Raw genomic sequence first — 20,216 nt, 5'->3', positions numbered from 1 at the left:
TATGAATCATTAATTAGTGAATTATGATTAAAAAGATAGTCTTATTTTTCAGCATTACAACATTACTCCTAACCACCAATGTAGGATATTGTTTGTCAGAAAATAAAGATGTAAGTAATCCAACACCAAAAACATTAAAAAACGAAAATAATAAGCAAAAAAAAGAATGTAGCACATTATCTACTACTCTTATGAGCCCTATCTCTGTAGTCGGCATAGGTGTAGGAACTATCTTAATGGTACCTGTAGGCTTGCTGGGAGGAATGTTTGGTGGAGCTATGATGTCTCCAATGATGTTCGACAGTGGTGGTTTAAGTAAAAACTCATTTATACAACCGTTTCAAATAGGCGGAGCAGTTATTTTAGGCGCTATTTTAGGTGCAGGTGTTGGAGCTGTTGAACTACCATCAGCAACAGCATCTGATCTAACTCAACAAGCAAAAGATAATTGTTATCTTATATAAGAAATTATTTCTCACAAAATAAAGCCTTTATATTCTCTTTTATAATATTTCTATATATTAAATCGATAAACTAAAAAAAATTTCTTGTGAAGATTAACTAAAACCTATTTAAAAGTATTAAATTAGATATAATGAAAATACCTACCAAGGTATTTTGATAAAACTATAGAGGAAAGAATATGAAAAAAACATTAATAATTATATTTGGATTAACTATTGGATTAAGCTCTTTAGCTTTTGCAAAACCACCAAAACATTCTAATGCAAGTCAAAGAGCCCAAACTCTACAAGACTTTAAAACCACACCTCAACAATATAAAAATATGAATAAAAATGAAAGAAAACAGTTTACTAGTAATATGTCTAAAGATGATCTTAAAGAATTTAGAAACAAACACAGTAAAGATAATCTACCAAAAAAACAAAAAGCTCAAAAATACTCAAAAGCAGATAGCTAATTTTTGATTTTTTTACTAATCTATAATAGATGGTACAATACAATTTATAATTAGATTAATTCATAAAGAAATATGTCAGATCTTTCACAAAAAACTGTTTTGGTAACTGGTGCAAACAGAGGTATTGGTCTTGGTTTTGTTGAGTATTATTTAGAAAATGATTTCCATGTAATTGCAACCTGTCGTAACCCAGCCAAAGCTTATAATCTAAATAAGCTTTCTTAAAAATATAAAAATCTTAGTATAGAAAAACTTGATGTCACTAGCTCTAATGAGCAAGAAATTTTATCCAAAAAATATAAGAATAAAAAGCTTGATCTACTAATTAATAATGCAGGTGTTTATCCTGAGCATCATAAGAGGATAAGTATATCAAATACAGATCCTAGCTGGATAAATGATGCTTTTCAGACTAACTGTTTAGGAGCATTCTACCTTATTCATAACTTTAAGGATAATCTACTAAAATCTGATAGGCCAATAATTATAAATATGGCTAGTCAAGCAGGTTCTATAGAACAAACAAAGGCTGGTTTTGGCTATTCTTATCGTATTTCTAAAGCTGCTCTTAATATGCTAACAAAAACCTTTGCTGCGGAGTGCCCAGAAATAATAACTATAAGCCTGCGTCCTGGTTGGGTTAAAACTTTTATGGGTGGAGAAAATGCTTCTCTCGAGGTCAAAGACAGTATTACAGCTATGACTAAACTTATCAGCTCACTCAAATCTAAAGACTCAGGTAAATTTCTCGATGCCCAAGGCAATCAAGAAAAATGGTAATTAGTGATGTAAATCTTTGTTTAACAAGCTCTAGTATACTGATATCCTTAATAAAATATAAAACACATCTTATTTAGTGTAAAAATGACATCATATTCAATAATCAAAAAACTCAGTATTACATGCCTAATTGGCGCATTAATTATATGGGTACTCTACCCTTTTATTTATCCAATTTTATTTGCAGCTCTTTTAGCTATAATTCTAGCTCCTTTACAAGTATATCTAGAAAAACATATAGGCAGACATAAAAGTAGTTTTCTTATCGCTATGGGGATTTTATTATGCATTTTCATTCCTATGTTAATCGTAATTTCATATGCGATTACTGAGGTTATTTCATATTTACAAAACTCTGAATCTTTATCTCAAACCTTTAACCAGCTCAGTGTTTCAATAGCAAAGATACCATATGCCGGTGAGTATCTTCAACAACACTTTGATAAGCTTATAAATGCAATTAAGCATGATAAAGAAAAAATAATTTCAAACCTAGGTCAAGCATTACCTGCGATCAAATACATCGGCTCAACATCTGTAAGTCTGCTAACAGATTTTTTAATAACTATCTTATTGGTATATCAATTTTTAGTAAGTGGATCAACTGTAGAGAAGTTCTTCAAGAATGTTGTCTTAAAAGACTTTCATGATAGTGATAGCTTTATCTCAACAGCAATTATAACAACACGTAGAGTTAGTTTAGCAATATTTCTAACAGCTATGCTTGTTGGAGTGATTATGGGAGTCACCTACTCCGCATTATCTATACCTAGCCCTATACTTTTTGCCTTTGTTTCAGCAATAGCTTCAATGATTCCATTTATGGTTGGTATTGTTTATATACTTTTAGCTGCTGCTGTATTTGTAATATATGGTACTACAAAAGCTATTATTATATTAGTAGTTGGATTTGCACTTAATATTTTTACAGATAATATTATGCAACCTAAAATTATCAATAAACAAGTCAAACTTAGTTTTGTGGCTTCATTAATTGGTATTATGGGTGGAATCCAAGCTTTTGGTTTTATTGGAATATTTCTTGGCCCTGTAATATTTAATGTGGCTTTTGTAGGTATCGAAAAGCTAATGGATGGTAAAGAATACTAATCTTGGTTAAGCTTGAGGCAAAGCTTCAAAACTATGAACGTTTTCTAAATTTTCATCCCAGTTAGCTTTACTTGCTGTAAAAATATGTGCTGTTGGATTAATTGAAATCTCATCATCTAAGCTTCCAGCAGGGACAACAACTAAACCTAATTCAGCTACTTCAATCGGCATAGCTGAACCACATTCCTTACAAAAGCTTTTTGTATGTCTAGTTCCTGATAGTCTAAAGTTTTTAACTAAACCTTGACCAGAATCCCACTTTAATTTTGCATTATATGAAAAAAGATTAGCTGCATGTGCTGACCCTGTATCTTTACGACAATAAGAACAATGGCATAAAAAGAAGCTCTCAAAATCACCTTCTAACTCAAAGTTTACACTACCACATAAACAAGATCCTTTAACACTCATAACTTATTTCCAAAATAATTTGCACAAATGTTGGATGATTATATGAGTTAAATTTATAGATATCAAACGCTAAATAATAATGACTTATAAAAAAAGTTTGGATAGAATGAATTTTACTGTTTTTTTATTTAAAATCATAAATGGAATCTCTAAAACACCCCAAAGGACTCAAATTTTTATTCTTCGCGGAAATGTGGGAACGCTTCAGTTACTACGGATTAGCGGCAATCTTAATTTTATACATGACTCAAAAATTAAACTTCACAGATGCTAATGCTGCATTGATATTTGGTAGCTATGTAACATTTCTTTATATTACTACTGCAGTTGGTGGTATCTTAGCTGATAGAGTGATTGGCTATAGACGCTGTGTATTGATAGGCGGTATCTCGATTATATCTGGACATATAATTATGGCACTTTCAGGATCTAGTGATATAGCTTTATTTTTAGGTTTAGGATGCATATCCGCTGGAACTGGTTTTTTCAAATCTAATGTTTCAACAATGGTTGGTAGACTCTATGATGATAGAGAGGCTCTACGCAATAGTGGTTTTGCTTATTTTTACACAGGTATAAATATTGGAGCTGTAATAGCTACTTTTGTTGTTGGCTATGTCGGTGAGAAGATTGGCTGGCACTATGGCTTTAGTTTAGCGGCTTTTGGTATGGCACTTGGATTAATATTTTTTGAATCAGGTAAAAAACATTTTCCTAAAAGTTGTGATGAACCTAACTTCGAAATTATGAAAAAGAATTTATTTCTAGGATTAAATGTTTGGTACGCTATAATTTTATTTGTAATAGTTTCAGCATGTGTCTTTGCTTATTTAATAGCACATCCAACAGAATCAATGGTAATAATTTCATTATCCGGAATAGTTCTATTAATATACCTAGTTTCATTATGGAAATCACTTGGTAAAGCTCAGAAGACCAATATCGCAATATTACTAATACTTTCAATATTTATGCTATTTTACTGGTCACTAAGCAACCAAACATCTATAAGCATACCACTATTTATAAAAAGTAATATTGATCTGCATATTCTAGGCTTTGATATGCCTGTAACTACGCTTATGGCAACACAGCTAACATTGCTAATAATCATAAACCCATTCTTTGCTATCTTATGGCAAAAGCTAGGACAGAGAAACAAAGAACCATCTGATGAGTTTAAATTTGTACTTAGTTTAGTATTTCTTGCACTATGCTTTTTATTCTTAAGCATAGCTGGATCAATAGCTGCTAATGCTGGACATGCAAATGTAATATGGCTGTTACTCTGCTATCTAATGCTAGTATTTGGTGAACTATGTATCTCACCAGTTGGTTTAGCACTTGTTACTCGACTTGCGCCAGAGCATTTAAAATCAACAATGATGGGCGTATGGTGGACAATTAGTGCTTATGCAGGATTTTTTGGTGGTGTAATAAGCTCACATATTGCGGTTACAAAAAACACTCCAGCAAGTAGCTTTGCTTCGGGGTATTTTAAACTTTTTATTGCAGCAATTATAATGGCTGTTATATTATTTGCATTAACACCTATATTAAAGAAACTTACTAAACTTAGGGTATAAAAATGATTCTAATTGCAAATGATGAAGGTCGTGGTGGCGTACCTGAAGCTTTTAAACGACTCCAAAATAAAGAAAATGGCCTTCGCGCTATGATTGAAGGTATTAAACTTGTAGAAAATGATACTACTATCAAAACTGTAGGTAGAGGATCTTGGCCTGATATCTTAGGTAATGTAACTCTAGATGCTTCTGTAATGGATGGTGATGATTTACGCACAGGATCTATAGGTGCTCTTAAAGGTTATGCTAATCCTGTAGAAGTAGCCTATGAAGTAATGCAAAGACTATATCATGAGATATTAATTGGTGAAGGTGCTAATAAATTTGCTGATGAAATTAATGCTACTAAAATTGATAATCTATTACCTGAGATAGAAAAAGCATGGCAAGAGCATTTAGATAAATATTTAAGTGCTGAGCAAAGAGCTAAATTCCCCAATATTCCATTAATTGAACTAAGTAAATACTCTCTAGATCCTGAAAAGGTGTTTGATACTACTGTATATTTATCAAAAGATCACAACAATACTATATCATCAGCCACAAGTACTTCTGGTTGGGCTTGGCGCTATCCTGGCAGATTAGGTGACAGCCCTATTATCGGTGCTGGATCATATGCTGACTCAAGATATGGTGCTTGTGCTTGTACTCATACTGGTGAGATGGCTATTCGTTGTGGTACAGCTAGATCTGTAGTTTTATATATGAAAATGGGGATGTCTGTAAAAGATGCTGTATTAGAAGCAACTAAAGATTTACGTCACCTAAAAACTGGTTACTTAGATGAGCTAACAATTCATGCTATTGATAATCAAGACAACCACTATGTTGCAAGCTTTAAAGGTAGTGAACCCGTTTATTATTGGGTCTGGAAAGATAATATGATTGAGCCTGTTAAGAAACAAGCTAGGTTGATTTTATAAAACATATACCTATTTAATATTTCATCTGCTCGCTATAATCTCATGTCTTTTTTAATCTTATAAATGTATTTCCAATGATAAGTTCTCTATAATCAATATATTTAGTACAAAAATATAGCTCAATGAAAAAATTATTTTTATCAACTTTGATTATAATATTGTCTCTTAGTATTTCTTTCTCAGCAGAAAAAGATTATATGGGCATGTCCAAGGAACAAACTAAGCATGCTATCCAATCAATGAAAATATATGATGCTTCATTAACATACCCATATCCTACATGGTTTAGTACTGGCTTAGTGGGTGATGTCTATAGAACTCAAAAAGGCACAAGTTTCTTATATGAACAGATACCTACAGGACAAAAGTTTGATAGTTGGAATGAGATATATACAATAGCAGGTATATATGACAAAGATAATAAAATTAGTCTTTCTCAATATCAGTCTTTTGTTCTAGGTGGTTTCTCAAAGTCATGTAATCATAATATTAAAATTCTTAATGCTGTAAAAACTAAATCATCTAGTATGGCAATTTTACTATGTGGATCCTTATCAAATAAGAACCTAAAAGTTTATAAAAATCAACCAGGAGAAGTAGCTATATTTAAATTCATGAAATTTAAAAACACATTAATTCAGGTTGGCCAAGAATGGAAAACAAAACCGTTTGATGCTACAAAAATTAATCAGTCAGATTTTCTTGATAAAGCATATCAGTATGTTGGTAGCAAACAGAGTTTTGCTCTAGCTTTTCAAAAAATCTATAAAGGCGTTAACGCTACACAAGCTATTTCAAAGCCATATTAATTTAGATCTTAAGCCTATATAATCTTTACTTAGTTCTTTAAATTTATATCCATGATGCAAGTATCTAGATCTTAGTGTATACACTGCTCTTAAATTCTTGATAATATCTTTTCTCTCAGTTAACTCTTTAGAAACAAAGATTGCAAATCTTTCTGTTAAATTTTGCTGAATCGGTTCATTTTCACTTTTCAACAAAACGCTTTCAAGAGAAGATAGTATATATACTAATTTTTCTAAAGGCTCCGCTGTAAATGTGGCTTTAGAGTAAAGCATACAAGCATTAAGAAGAAGAGATTCAAACTCTGTAGGTTTTTCTTTAGTAGACATCATAGACAAAGTTTCCAAACCTATGTACATATATTCTTTAATATTGCTTTTTGATATATACCACGTTTTCATAGAGGCCCGATCTAAAACTTTGTCTGTTTTATTCCAACTTGATTCAGAACAAGAAATAATTGATAATTTTTCAAGATTTTCTGTACCCTTGATCTTAGATATACATTTAATATCATTAACTAACAACACTCCTGAATATATACTTAAAAAACTAACAACTTTTTTAGCAATAATTATTGATAGCTCATTCGCTAAGTCAGGTTCGCATTCTAAATGAATTTTAACCACTGCATATCCTTGATATTGCGTACGAAAATTTTCAATAAGTTTATCTTGGCTACTATTACCAACAGACCCATGAGCTTTTACCATCTCATCGATAAAACTCTCTGTAATATTACACACTATAGCCTCACAAAGTGAAAATGGCTCCTCAACAATCATATTAGCAATAGGTATATAAATCACGTGAGACTTTACCAATGGTTTAGCCTCCTCAATCAAGTAAGATATAAAGTCACTTCTTTGAGTATTAATATATGCAAGTTCTAACCAGCTAAAAATTTTTTCTTCAATGAAATTTTGACTTAGTTTATCTCTAAATGTTGGTAAATTTTGCATTTTTTCAGCTAAATCTACTAAACTTCTATGATCCTCATCTATCAATCCATACTTAACACCTTTATTTACAAAAAATCTACCTACGGTATTCCCTTTATAGTCACACAAACTTTCCTTGATACTTCCAATGACATCTTCATCAGAAATTTCAATAGCTTTTATATCTGTTTTGAACGTTGGTCTACTCAAATTCTCACTAAAAATAACTTTTATCTTCTCGATTAAAGAATATACCTTAGTGTTAAAGTTTTCTTCTGCTGACTGATGAATTTTAAACATAAAAATATTCCTTATTACAAAATCTCTACCCAATCACCCTATACCCAAACCAATCAGGTTTTAAATCATATTTTTCAGCACTTGGAGTTAAGTGAATATACTTACCGTCTATAGAACTAAGCTCTAAGCAATCATCAACCTCCATAAGGTTATCTTTGTGCTGATGTAATGAGTTTTTTAGTAAGTTTTTCTTAGCTTTTTCTTTTGCCTCTGCCTTATCTGTAGCGACAAATAGCGCAAACTCATGTAGCTCATTTAGTTTAGATTCATCATAACCACCAAGGTTGATAAAATATAACTTTTTATTAAAATTTTGAGGCTTATCTTGAAGAGATATTTGATATCCATCTGCTCCTTTTACAGCTTTGTAACTATCCAAGTGTAAACCCTTGACTGTGCCAAACCAATTTTCCCTAAGTTGCTCATAGGTATCTTCGATACCATCACCAATCACAAACTGTACATCATGTAACTCGATATTTGCCTTTGGCGCACTGCCACCGAGATAAACTATAAATAGTTGACTCATAAAAACTCTATAAAATTAATTTACTTAGAATCATTATAGCTAAACTATGATAATAATGTCATACTGAATTTATATATAAATTGAGCGTGCTAAATTCTGACTAAACTAACATTATTATTGAAACTATAAACATCAATGCAACATATATCCTTTTTAATATATGTTGCTCTAAAACATTTACTAATCTAGCACCTATCAGACTACCAAGTACGCAGGGAATAATTGTAGCTAAAAATATTGGCGTAACTAAATACCCTATATGATTTGAGCTAAATCCACTAATTGGTATTCCCATAATAATTAGAAATAATCCTACTATTGTAGAGTATGTAAATACCAATAATACTGATGTCCCTATAGCTTTTCTAAGATTTATACCAGCGCAGACAAAAAATGGTACATTAAAAACCGATAAGCCTAAAAATGCTGATATAGCCCCAAGAAATGTTGACATGCTATTAAACTGATATTTTTTAAAGTTTATTTTCTTTGAGTTTTGGATATTAAACCTCATCATCCATATAGCTATTATAAATACAGCAACAGCAAATATTTTCTTTAAACTCTCACTGTTTGTAATCATCATTAAAATAGCACCTATAAGTACCCCAATAATCATAAAAACGATACAAGATTTGTACAGATTAAAATCAACATTTTTATATCTCATATGCTTTATACTAGAGATTAATCCAAGTGTAATAGATGCACATGATCCTGTAGCTATAGTCATCTGCATTTTATGATCAAGCATTGGATAAAAATGAGTTATTATCCAATATATTGTCGGTACTGATAAAAGTCCAAAACCGCCACCTAACATGCTCGAAAGTAGACTTGCGACAAAAGAAAATACTACCGATATAATTATTACCATTATCTCTTCTTAATGAATCATTTCAAATCTAAGTTATCTAAATGTTTTTTATAATTTAATGTATATTCTTCGACTTTTGGATCTTTCATCACATCGTTACAAATAAATGTAGGCAACGGAGACATTCCAAGAAACTGATGTGCTTTATGGAAATGTAAATACACTCCATCTACTCCAACACCCTCAAAGAATTGATCTTTTTCAGTAAAAGCTTCCATAGGAGCGTTCCAAGTTAGAGATAGCATATATTTTTTGCCCTGGAGTAACCCACCAGAACCATATTTTTTAGTAGCATCATAACGAGATCTACCATCACTTGCATATAATGCACCATGTCCAGTTGTTAAAACTTCATCAAGATATTTCTTAACAATCCACGGTGGACCCATCCACCAACCTGGCATTTGATGAATTATAGTATCAGCCCAAAGCCATTTTTGTATTTCTTCATCAATGTTATAACCACTATCAATATTAGTAACTTTTACATTATAACCAGAACTTATTAAATGACTTTCTGATAAGTCAGCTAGGTATTGATTAAGTGCACCTTTTGAGTGACCAAAATCTTTTTTACCATTTATTATAAGAATATTTTTCATTGTAAATCCATATTTTTATTTTGATAATAAACGCTTAATTAATAAATTATTTCCACTAGAAACATAACACTTTAACTTTTTGATAACTTTAAAGTTCTATATTTCAAAATAAATAATAATCCAGCTCCAATTAAAGAAATGATTATTCCAGAGATAATACTACTAGAATAAGCAAATCCATAAGCTATAGGCAACCCTCCTAAAAAAGCACCTAAAGCATTTGCTATATTAAAACCTGCTTGACTAACAGCTGAGCCAAACATTTCTGCGCCTTTGAATACTTTTATCAATAATGTTTGAATTGATGGAGCTAATCCAAAAGCAAAAAAACCTATGCCAAAACTTAATACTACAGAAATAAACTTATAGTCTATTAGCAAATAAGCTAATAGTAAAACTACTAATAAACCTATTAAACTAGCGATAGTAGCATTTAATGCTCCTATATTATCAGTCAACCTACCACCATATATATTTCCGCTAAACATTCCCAAACCTACAAAAAATAATACATAAGGAATGAAGTCTTTAGAAACATGAGTGATATGTATCATCATTGGAGAGATATAACTATACCAAGCAAATAATCCAGCAAATGCCAATGATACTACTCCAAATGCTAACCATGTATCTAGTTTCAACATAACTTTAAAAGTTGATGTTGAGCTTTGGTCATAAGAGTTTTCTTTGTTCAAATCTACATGAGGTATCCATAAAATAGTGGTAATAGTTGTAATAACTCCTATTAAGCCAACTATTACAAATGCTATCTGCCAACTTGTGACTAAAACTAGATGTGTTGCTAAAGGTACTCCAATAATATTTGCTATTGTTAATCCAGTAAACATCAATGCAATTGCTAAAGATTGTTTACCTCTATCAGCCACTTCCATAGCGACAATTGCACCAACCCCAAAAAAAGCACCATGAGGTAACCCTGAAAGAAACCTAGTAACCATCAAAAAATCATAACTTGTTGAGAAAATAGATAAACTATTAAATAAAGCTATCATAATACTTAACGCTATTAACAACGATCTTGGACTAAATTTCTTTGAGAACAATATCAAAGCTGGTGCTCCAACTATAACACCTAATGCATATACACTAATTAAATGTCCTGCTTGAGGAATACTAACATGAAAATACTGTGATATCTGAGGCAAAATCCCCATCATAATAAATTCTGTAATCCCTATAGTCAGAGCACCTAACATTAAGGGAATTAGACTTTTTTTCATTATAAATCTCCGACTGATAATAAGATTAAGATATTTGTGTATCTGATTATCAAATTTCATAAAACTATGACTATTATACTTTTTATTTTTTTAATGATAATATGCAAAACAGTAAAAGTACTTTTTATAAAAACTAAAAAATGAAAATGTTATATGAACTCAAGCTATTTGTAGCTGTAATAAATCATGGCAACCTATCAGCTGCAGGCCGAGAGTTTTACTTATCTCCAGCAAGTATAAGCAATAAAATTAGCGCTTTAGAAGATTACTATGATACGAAATTATTAGTTAGAACGACTAGAAAAATTGAGGTTACAAAAGCTGGTGAAATGCTCTATCAGTCGGCAATCAAACTTCTAGAAGAATTAGATGGTATAAAAGAAAATATCCAAAATAATAAAAATAAAGCTGAGGGTCTTATTAGATTAACTATACCTTTTGATCTTGGTGAACAATTTATACTACCAATATTAGACAAATTCAGTGAAGTTAACCCTAAAGTTAAATATGATATTCTTTTTACAGATGATGTGGTTTCTTATAATCAGTTTCCTTTTGATATAGCCATTAGACAAGGCAATCTACAAAATAGTAGCTTTATCGCAAAAAAATTAATTAAAAGTCACCGAATACTCTGCGCAAGTCCAAAGTATCTAAAGAAAATGAACATTACTAATATTGATGATATAAATATTTTAAAAGATTGTGATTTTATTACTCTAAAGATAAATGGTACCGCCATTAAGAACTGGTATCTAATAGATCCTCAAAATAATAAACTTGAAATCAATCTAAATCCATCGTGTATCGTCAATAACGGCTATATAAGTCGCAAAATGTGTCTAAGAGGATATGGCGTAGCTTCAAAATCATATTGGGATATAAAAAAAGATCTCGATTCAGGAGAGCTTGTTCAAATATTACCAAACTACAAAGTAACTCTAAATGCAAATGATAAGCCTGATAATGTAATTAGCCTAATATACCCCTTTAAACAGTTTCAACCATATCGTGTGAGAATGTTAAATGAATTTATAATAAATAGTTTCCCAAAGCAGAACTGAAAATAGCTCTCACCGACATATCTTCTTTCCTTACTTATTCTAAAGCCGAATAATAATTATTTTCTTAAATTTATTTAGCTATAATGAATTAAATAAATTATTAGTAGTACTCTAAAATTAATGGTAAAACTAGAAATCTCGATAGATAACTATCAATCAATCCTAAATGCTCAAGAAGCTGGAGCTGATAGACTTGAGTTATGCTCTGCACTAGGTGCTGAAGGACTTACACCCTCTCCAGGCTTAGTAAAATTTGCTAAAGCCAATTTTAAAGGATCATTACAACCTATTATCCGTCATCGTGCTGGGGATTTTTATTATGATTCTATAGATCAGCAAATTATGCTTGATGATCTAAAGATAATGCTAGATCTTGATGTCGATGGTATAGTTATTGGAGCTTTAACTAAACAAAATGAAGTTGATAAAGACTTTCTCAAGCCATTTATTAAGCTAGCAAAACAAGCTAAAAAAGAACTTACATTTCATAGAGCTATAGATCTAGTCAATGATATTCATGCTAGTACTCGAGAGATTATCGAACTTGGATTTGATAGAATTCTCACCTCAGGAACAGGTACAAATGTAATAGCAGGTTTAGAAACTCTAAAATCTCTACAACAAAATTTTGGCGAGCAAATCCAAATAATGCCAGGTGGTGGAATTAACTCTCAAAATGTAAGAGAAATATTAGAAGTTACAAAGGTAACAAATATTCATGGTTCTGCATCTAAAAAAATCTTACGTGACACCAGAGCTACTGCATTTCCTAGTTCAGCTCTAGAGATCAAAACTAGTCAGGTTGATGAAATATCCGCAATTAAATCAAAACTCTGCATCTAGTAAATTATTAAAATCAGCTACAAACTCAATAGAAATAAATAACAAATCTATTATAATACTTAAGCTATTCAGACTATCTTTTATTTAACTACCAATTTATAAATATGTTTCAGCATTTTAAAAATCTCTATAATGACTTTGCTAAAATGAATATTAATAGCTATATATTCATGATTAGCGTACTACTTAGTATTTCGGTATTAACCTCTATTGGCATCTCTTATGCTCTACATATACAGTATGCATATTGGGCAGGTTATACTTGTGTACGTATTATGACTGATAATAAAACGATGACCTATAAGCGCGGGCTATTAAGATGTATAGGAACACTAATGGCTCTATTAGTAGTATTAATATGCTCCTCATTGTTTAGATCTGATATTGCTATTATCAGTTTGATAGTTTTTTTATTGATTCTTTGTGTTTCCATGGCATATTACTTCACTGAATATACATATTTCTTTATTATGTTTTGTATCACTTTAGGTTTATTTTTCTACCCATATGCAGTTTTTTCAAAAGATATGGCAATAGAGATTATCGTTGATCGCTCTATAGTAACTATAATTGGTGCTCTATGTGTATGTGTGATAGTCTTACCATTTTTAAAAAAGAAAGATATCGCAAAGAAACAACCTCAAAAAAGAAGCAAAGAGCAGCATATAGAGATGATAACTTTTTCAGTTTTCTTTATTTTAACATTTGCTTTTATATTCTTAATAACGGTTCCTTTTAAGAATGTATTATTGTTTGAGCAAGCGCTAATAGGTGTCGTTGCCGTTATGTCTAGTTTTGAGCATTCTCAAATACACCACCTAAGTTTGCAAAGGTTTTTAGGCTGCTTAATAGGACTATTAGTCCCATTTGCACTTGCAATGTTTAATCTAAACATAGCTCTAGTTCTAATTATTTCTTTTATTATCGTTATCTTATTTGGTCTAATCCAGCTACAAGGTAAATACATAGCCTATATGGGAGCTCAAGCAAACTTATGCTTTTTGACTTCTATATACGCAAATAATGATATATTACAAGTACAAGCTGGATACCAGCGTCTTTTAAGTACTGTTGTTACATTATTATGTATTGTATTTGTTAGTGTTTTATATTTCTCATTTTTACGCTTAACAAAATATTATTTAAATAAAAAAATTCTTAATAATTAGGTTTAATTCTAGATTTTAACAATGCTTAACTATAACCTTATAACCTAAGTTTTCTAATAAATCTCAATTTATGATAAAAAATATATTTTTTGATCTTGATGGCACTCTTGTCAATACCGTTGGAGATATTACAGTTGCTACAAATACGATGCGCAAACACTTTGGCCTTAAGCCTATTTCTGAAGATGTCATAGCAAATATTGTTGGTAAAGGTTACCCTACAACTGTTAGAAAAGTATTAGCTTTAGATTTTGATGATAAGCAGTATATTGAATCTATAGCTGATGAAGGTGTCAAAATTGTAAGTCAAACATATAAGTCTCTAAATAGTGCCAATAGCAAAGTGTATCCTAATGTACCTGAAACACTTGAGTTTTTAAAAACTAAAAATATAAAAATGGCTGTAGTTACAAATAAGCATGAAGATGATGCAATACAATCCTTGACTCATTTAGGCTTAATTGGTTACTTTGAGATCATAATTGGTGGAGATACAACACCTAGCTATAAACCTTATCCGGAGCCACTACTTTTTGCTATGGATAAACTAAATGCTAAAGCCGAAGAGAGTTTAATGATTGGTGATTCAATGAATGATTTTTTATGTGCAAAAGAGGCAAATGTAAAAGTAGTAATGCTAAGTTATGGTTATCATAACGGAATTGATCTTAAGGCTCTAGATAGCTTTGCTTATATTGATGATTTTGCAGAAATTAAAAATCTTGTCAAAGAAATAAACTCATAGGCTAAGAGATCATCTTATCAAGTACGAGGATGACAATGTTTTTTCGTTAGATCTAATTTCAAAATTTCACTTACCTAAGCACTATGCTATAATTTTGCCATAATCATATTTTGAAGAACCTCTTAAAAATGGCAAATCATCATAAACTAATAATTTTAGGATCTGGTCCCGCTGGATATACTGCAGCAATCTATGCAGCTCGTGCAAATTTAAACCCTGTAATTATTACAGGTATGCAACCAGGTGGACAACTTACAACTACTACAGATGTTGACAACTGGCCAGGTGAAGCTGATGGCATTATGGGTCCTGAGCTTATGGACAAACTACAAAAACAGGCTGAAAGATTTGATACACAGATCGTGTATGACACTATTAACTCTGTAGATCTACAAACTAGACCATTTAAACTAGCTGGTGAATTAGAGGAATATACTTGTGATGCTCTAATTATCTCAACTGGTGCTACTGCTAAATACTTAGGTCTAGAGTCAGAAGAAAAATTTATGGGTAAAGGAGTCTCTGCTTGTGCTACTTGTGATGGTTTCTTTTATAAGAATAAAGATGTTGCAGTAGTTGGTGGTGGTAACACTGCTGTTGAAGAAGCACTTTTCTTATCAAATATTGCTAAATCTGTAACACTAATCCACCGTAGAGATTCTCTAAGATCTGAAAAAATCCTTATCGATAAACTAATGGAGAAAGCTCAGAACGGTAATGTTAATATCATTTGGGATACTACATTAGAAGAGGTTCTTGGCGATGATATGGGCGTGAATGCTTTACGTATTAAAAATGTCAAAACTAACGAAGAGTCTCAACTTGATGTTATGGGAGTATTTATTGCTATTGGCCATACTCCAAACACGGGTATTTTTGAAGGTCAGCTTGAAATGGAAAATGGCTATATCAAAGTCAAATCTGGTTTAGCTGGCGATGCTACTCAAACAAGTATCGAAGGTGTCTTTGCTGCTGGAGATGTAGCTGATCATGTATACAAGCAAGCTGTAACTTCTGCTGGTACTGGCTGTATGGCTGCACTAGATGCCGAGAAGTACCTAGATAATTTAGGACAATAATTTATCTTCTAACTTATATAATTTTTTTACTTAAAAGATTTTAAACCTTTAAATATTGGCCATAAAGTACATAATGCTAATATCGCTAATATATAAAACCACTCATTGCTAGGCAGTGGATCTATATAATTAATTACAAAAAATATCGTATATATAAACATCACAACTAAGCCTGATAAACCATATGAAACACCTTGGATCTTACCTTGTAAATTTATAGGTGTATTTTTCTGAGCTATTGTGACTGCTATCACCCATGATGAGATAAATATACCTGCGACAAAGTAATATAAAATTGCAAAATTCACACTATGATTTAAAGCTAAGCATATATACATCAATGCTGAGAAAGACATAGAAAGAATTAATGTCAATCTTGGTGATACCCCCTCTATCATATATGGCAAAAGTATACTTCCAACAATAAAGCCTACCGAAAATGCCACTTCTATCAAACCAAACTCTAATGATGATGCTTGAAGAATATTTTTAGCATATGGCGATATAAAGATTGGCGCAATCATATATATACATGTAATACCAACTTGAGCAAAATAGCACCAATAAAGTGGTTTATTTTGATTTAGATAACTAAAAACTTCTTTCCAATTATCTAAGAAACTACCTTCACTCTTCTTTACCTTTCTCTTAGGTATAATCATAAAACTACACAATGTTGCAAGAATACATCCAGCTAGCATGATAATCATAATTTGGTGCATATCAAAATATACTATAAGCATCCCACCTAATGACATGCCTATTACCATCCCAAACTCAAATAGTCCATCCATAGTACTATTTGCATAAAGAAGAACTTCATCACTAGGGAAAAGCTCGCGCGACATTATCATCATAGCGGGCATAAAAAAAGCTACTGAAACTCCCCACAAACATGAAAATAAATATACCTTCCCGACAGTATCTAAACTAGCTAGAAATATAAATACAAGAAGTAATATTACCCTTAATAAATTAACCGTAACTATAATTACTCGCCTAGGTACAAGATCAGCAAAATACCCTGTAATTGGAGATAATATAACTCCGAATATCCACCATGAAAATATAAATAAGATTATAACTTCAATATTGTTCTTTAAAGTTAATAAATGCCAGCTAATAGATATATAAGCCATACCTACAACGACAGCATTACAAATACTCATAATACAAGCATAACTAAAAGAGCTATTGCTAAATAATCTACTTCTTGCTTTAAAATAATTAAGCATACCAATACCTATCTAAAATAAGATTTTTAAAAAGTCATACGACTAAATTAATCACTGAAAATGCAGACATAAATAATCTAAGGAGATTCTACATTAAGATTATTTATAAGCAAGATATAGATCAGCAAATGCTAGCTGTGACTATCCATATATTGGATAGATTAGGTTTATAATTTCGATTATCTAGGACAACCCTAATTTTTTTATTGTAAGTTTACTAAATTTTTCTCTGCCTCAGCTACTTCTTGCAATGTTACATCTGGATTATTTTCAGCCATGCTCAAAAAGATTTTTGGATTTTTTAAAATCAAGCGAGTAAATGTACCTTTGACTAACTTATTATTTTTATGTCCAAGATCCCTTCTAATTTCTAAAAAAAGCTCTTCCATCATAAACATAACTTTTGCATCATTTTTACCTTCCCTTAAACGCTCCAACCAGTTAATATAATTTAATAAGACATCTTGTCCTCCCCAAAGAATTATCTTTCTCTGCCATTCCTGAAGGAAACTAACGAGGTCATCTATTTCTTTATTATTTTCTGAAGTACTATGGAAAAGTTTGAGAAGTTTACATAAAAACTCATCGTATATTTGAGTTTTCTTTTCTCTATAGTGTGCTTCAATATCTTTCTTTCGTTCAAAATACTTTCCTAAAACAACTGTTACAGTTGCAGCTATCACTGTTGTAGCTGCAGTTAATAAACTAATTGAAACTTTAGGATCCAAAAGCTTAAATTGATTCCATACAAGTGAAATAATCAAGTAGCATCCCCAACCTACTACCCCAAACAGAATAAAGCCCAAAATCGTTGATATAATTTTTTTCAAAATAGATCCTACAAATTTAACACTTATTAGTATACTAAATAATAAGTATTTATGATTCTCATATCAATAAAACTACATTCTTACTTTATGGCTTTTGCACATCAGCGACAAGTAGTTTCAAAAGCAAATGATTAGAAAATAAAACTGTTTAAATAAAGTGAGTTTTTTATTTTCCATTTATTTTAAACTACGATAGCGTAGTGCTAAGCAGTCTTGCATACCGGTTCCTGAGCAAAGTCGAAGGGCTGCCATGAAAAAAGTGTGTCGCTAAAACTTTACGCAGTAAGTAGCGAAAAAAGAAGATAGAATAATATTCAATATTACATTCTGTCATCCTGAACTTGTTTCAGGATCTCATTTGAACTACTACTTATTGTGAGATGCTGAAATAAATTCAGCATGACGTTTTACAAATATATTTAAGGCTATCGCCCTCTTAAAAAGAAATTATCTAACTGTGCAAAACTTAGCTTCACCCAGGTTGGTCGACCATGATTACATTGGCCTGAGTTTTCCACAGTTTCCATTTGTCTTAATAGATGATTCATCTCTGGAATACTTAACTTATCATTAGCTCGTACAGCAGCATGACAAGATACTGTAGCCAAGATATGATTTAGGTAAAAATCAACACTTTTTGTCTTACCAGAAGATACCAACTCTGTAGCTACATTTGATATTAACTCTTGAATATCTTTGTTTTTAACATAGATTGGCACTGCTCGCACAAGTATAGCATCATCAGCTACTACTGATATTTCAAACCCTAGCTTTTCAAAAACTTCAATATTTTCATCAATAGTTGCAACTATACTACTTGATAGCTGACAAGTTAGAGGAACTAAAAGGTTCTGCTTAAATTTATCAGCATCTGCATGCCAAGTTTTTTTCATCTCTTCATAGAGAATTCTCTCATGTGCAGCATGCATATCTACAAGTACTACACCTTCATCTACTTGCGAGAGAATATATATACCGTGAATCTGACAAATAGCCTGCCCTAAACCACTTGATTTTGGTTTTTGTGATATATGAATTTCATTTTCTTGAGTATTTTGATTATTCAGATATTTATCAAGTAAACTAGTATTTGATTCAGACTCCTCTTGCTCATCTTCTACACTAATATCCAAGCTCATATTACCAATATTAAGTGGATTATTTACACTGTTTGATTCTTCTTGGATATCATCTCGAAAAGTCGGTTTATCAACTTCAATATCTGCACTTGTAGTTATAGCTTTATTTACAGTACCAAAAAGAAAATCATAGATAAATTTTTGGTTTCTAAAGCGTACTTCACTTTTAGCAGGATGAACGTTTACATCGACCTCTTTATAATCCATATCAAGATAAAGTAAAAATGCTGGATATCTATTACCATACATGACATCTTTATAAGCATTTTTTATTGCATGAGAAACAATCTTATCTTTGATAATACGCCCATTTATATAAAAACTTTGCATATCTGCCCTAGCTCTATTAAACCTTGGGCTAGCAACCCATCCCCATAGATGAGCATCACCAACTTCTTTATCTATATAGATAGCATTTTCAATAAAGTCCCGACTATATAAATCTAATACACGATTATATTTAAGTTGTGCATCTTCTGCTAAAAGTAGATCTTTAACCTCTTTACCATTATGAATAAACCTAAAAGCTATACCAAAGTAGCAAAGCATATATTTCTTAAGTAAATCAGAGATATGTAAAAACTCAGTATTATCTTTCTTTAAAAACTTACGTCGTGCTGGAGTATTATAAAATAGCTCACTAACCTCAATAGTTGTGCCTGTAACATGTGCTGCAGGAGTAACTTCTCTAGTTTGGTTATTTATCTGCCAAGCATCTTCTAGACTCTGATGTTTTGAGATAATTTTTAGTTTTGAAACTGAAGCAATACTTGCCAAAGCCTCACCACGAAACCCCATACTTGCAACAGATTCTAACTCATCAAGAGTATAAATTTTACTTGTTGCATGCGGAGCTAAAGCTAATTGTAAATCATCGTGAGTAATCCCTTTACCATTATCTCTAATTCTAATTAGAGACTTACCGCCCTCTTGGATTTCTATAGTTATCTCAGTTGCTCCAGCATCTATAGAATTCTCGACTAACTCTTTAACTACTGAAGAAGGTCTTTCAATCACCTCTCCAGCTGCTATTTGGTTTGCTAAGTTTTCCGGAAGTACTTTTATTTGACGGTAATCACTCAT

The 20,216-nt window shown here is 31.5% G+C and carries 20 protein-coding genes and 1 pseudogene; 12 read left to right on the top strand and 9 right to left on the bottom strand.

Going from position 1 to position 20,216, the window contains the following annotated elements; genetic code table 11:
* Positions 1-23 precede the first annotated feature (23 nt).
* The 4 genes and pseudogenes from FIP56_RS10325 to FIP56_RS03380 all read left to right on the top strand — a co-directional run bounded on the left by FIP56_RS10325 (position 24) and on the right by FIP56_RS03380 (position 2,812).
* Positions 24-464 (top strand): hypothetical protein, encoded by a 441-nt coding sequence (locus FIP56_RS10325; protein WP_245323092.1) that lies wholly within the window; start codon positions 24-26, stop codon positions 462-464.
* A gap of 179 nt (positions 465-643) precedes the next feature.
* The gene (locus tag FIP56_RS03390) at positions 644-922 is read left to right on the top strand and encodes a hypothetical protein (RefSeq protein ID WP_192577563.1); all 279 of its coding nucleotides are present in this window, start codon (positions 644-646) and stop codon (positions 920-922) included.
* A 72-nt stretch (positions 923-994) separates the two neighbouring features.
* Positions 995-1,702: pseudogene (locus FIP56_RS03385) on the top strand (SDR family oxidoreductase).
* 84 nt (positions 1,703-1,786) lie between these two features.
* The gene (locus FIP56_RS03380) at positions 1,787-2,812 is read left to right on the top strand and encodes an AI-2E family transporter (RefSeq protein WP_192577562.1); all 1,026 of its coding nucleotides are present in this window, start codon (positions 1,787-1,789) and stop codon (positions 2,810-2,812) included.
* 6 nt (positions 2,813-2,818) lie between these two features.
* Here FIP56_RS03380 and FIP56_RS03375 read toward each other — a convergent pair whose 3' ends face one another.
* A complete protein-coding gene (locus FIP56_RS03375; protein WP_192577561.1) occupies positions 2,819-3,223 on the bottom strand; it encodes a GFA family protein in 405 nt (134 codons plus the stop codon).
* 140 nt (positions 3,224-3,363) lie between these two features.
* On the opposite strand from FIP56_RS03375, the gene FIP56_RS03370 reads away from it, so the two are divergent.
* From FIP56_RS03370 to FIP56_RS03360, 3 genes are all read left to right on the top strand, one after another.
* Entirely contained in the window at positions 3,364-4,809 is a 1,446-nt protein-coding gene (locus tag FIP56_RS03370) for a peptide MFS transporter (RefSeq protein WP_192577560.1), read from the top strand.
* Between the two features lie 2 nt (positions 4,810-4,811).
* On the top strand, positions 4,812-5,732 hold the full coding sequence (locus tag FIP56_RS03365; protein WP_192577559.1) for a N(4)-(beta-N-acetylglucosaminyl)-L-asparaginase: 921 nt from the start codon (positions 4,812-4,814) through the stop codon (positions 5,730-5,732).
* Positions 5,733-5,854: 122 nt separating this feature from the next.
* Complete coding sequence (locus FIP56_RS03360; RefSeq protein ID WP_192577558.1) at positions 5,855-6,541, top strand: hypothetical protein; 687 nt, start codon at positions 5,855-5,857, stop codon at positions 6,539-6,541.
* On the opposite strand, the gene FIP56_RS03355 is transcribed toward FIP56_RS03360, so the two are convergent.
* From FIP56_RS03355 to FIP56_RS03335, 5 genes are all read right to left on the bottom strand, one after another.
* Positions 6,527-7,780, bottom strand: a complete 1,254-nt coding sequence (locus tag FIP56_RS03355) for a HEPN domain-containing protein (RefSeq protein ID WP_192577557.1) — start codon at positions 7,778-7,780, stop codon at positions 6,527-6,529. The two genes, FIP56_RS03360 and FIP56_RS03355, sit on opposite strands and share 15 nt — an antisense overlap.
* Before the next feature lie 25 nt (positions 7,781-7,805).
* Positions 7,806-8,309: a DUF1543 domain-containing protein gene (locus FIP56_RS03350; protein WP_192577556.1), complete on the bottom strand. Its 504-nt coding sequence runs from the start codon at positions 8,307-8,309 to the stop codon at positions 7,806-7,808.
* Positions 8,310-8,409: 100 nt separating this feature from the next.
* The gene (locus FIP56_RS03345) at positions 8,410-9,186 is read right to left on the bottom strand and encodes a sulfite exporter TauE/SafE family protein (RefSeq protein ID WP_192577555.1); all 777 of its coding nucleotides are present in this window, start codon (positions 9,184-9,186) and stop codon (positions 8,410-8,412) included.
* A 17-nt stretch (positions 9,187-9,203) separates the two neighbouring features.
* Positions 9,204-9,788: an NAD(P)H-dependent oxidoreductase gene (locus tag FIP56_RS03340; protein ID WP_192577554.1), complete on the bottom strand. Its 585-nt coding sequence runs from the start codon at positions 9,786-9,788 to the stop codon at positions 9,204-9,206.
* A gap of 71 nt (positions 9,789-9,859) precedes the next feature.
* Entirely contained in the window at positions 9,860-11,029 is a 1,170-nt protein-coding gene (locus FIP56_RS03335) for an MFS transporter (RefSeq protein WP_192577553.1), read from the bottom strand.
* Positions 11,030-11,169: 140 nt separating this feature from the next.
* On the opposite strand from FIP56_RS03335, the gene FIP56_RS03330 reads away from it, so the two are divergent.
* The 5 genes from FIP56_RS03330 (at position 11,170) to trxB (ending at position 15,929) form a co-directional block, all read left to right on the top strand.
* The gene (locus FIP56_RS03330; RefSeq protein WP_192577552.1) at positions 11,170-12,093 is read left to right on the top strand and encodes a LysR family transcriptional regulator; all 924 of its coding nucleotides are present in this window, start codon (positions 11,170-11,172) and stop codon (positions 12,091-12,093) included.
* A gap of 120 nt (positions 12,094-12,213) precedes the next feature.
* A complete protein-coding gene (locus FIP56_RS03325; RefSeq protein ID WP_192577551.1) occupies positions 12,214-12,936 on the top strand; it encodes a copper homeostasis protein CutC in 723 nt (240 codons plus the stop codon).
* A gap of 170 nt (positions 12,937-13,106) precedes the next feature.
* Complete coding sequence (locus FIP56_RS03320; RefSeq protein WP_192577550.1) at positions 13,107-14,105, top strand: FUSC family protein; 999 nt, start codon at positions 13,107-13,109, stop codon at positions 14,103-14,105.
* A gap of 70 nt (positions 14,106-14,175) precedes the next feature.
* Positions 14,176-14,850, top strand: coding sequence for an HAD-IA family hydrolase (locus FIP56_RS03315; RefSeq protein WP_192577549.1), 675 nt, complete (start codon positions 14,176-14,178; stop codon positions 14,848-14,850).
* A 128-nt stretch (positions 14,851-14,978) separates the two neighbouring features.
* Positions 14,979-15,929 (top strand): thioredoxin-disulfide reductase, encoded by a 951-nt coding sequence (gene trxB, locus FIP56_RS03310; protein WP_192577548.1) that lies wholly within the window; start codon positions 14,979-14,981, stop codon positions 15,927-15,929.
* A 26-nt stretch (positions 15,930-15,955) separates the two neighbouring features.
* Here the strand turns inward: trxB and FIP56_RS03305 are convergent, their stop codons facing one another.
* The 3 genes from FIP56_RS03305 to mutL all read right to left on the bottom strand — a co-directional run bounded on the left by FIP56_RS03305 (position 15,956) and on the right by mutL (position 20,216).
* Entirely contained in the window at positions 15,956-17,164 is a 1,209-nt protein-coding gene (locus tag FIP56_RS03305; protein WP_192577547.1) for an MFS transporter, read from the bottom strand.
* Positions 17,165-17,367: 203 nt separating this feature from the next.
* Positions 17,368-17,994 (bottom strand): hypothetical protein, encoded by a 627-nt coding sequence (locus FIP56_RS03300; RefSeq protein ID WP_192577546.1) that lies wholly within the window; start codon positions 17,992-17,994, stop codon positions 17,368-17,370.
* Positions 17,995-18,419: 425 nt separating this feature from the next.
* Positions 18,420-20,216 (bottom strand): DNA mismatch repair endonuclease MutL, encoded by a 1,797-nt coding sequence (gene mutL / locus FIP56_RS03295; RefSeq protein ID WP_192577545.1) that lies wholly within the window; start codon positions 20,214-20,216, stop codon positions 18,420-18,422.

The organism is Francisella sp. LA112445, assembly GCF_012224145.1.
Lineage (GTDB): Bacteria > Pseudomonadota > Gammaproteobacteria > Francisellales > Francisellaceae > Francisella.
This window is presented reverse-complemented; position numbering and strand designations above follow the sequence as displayed.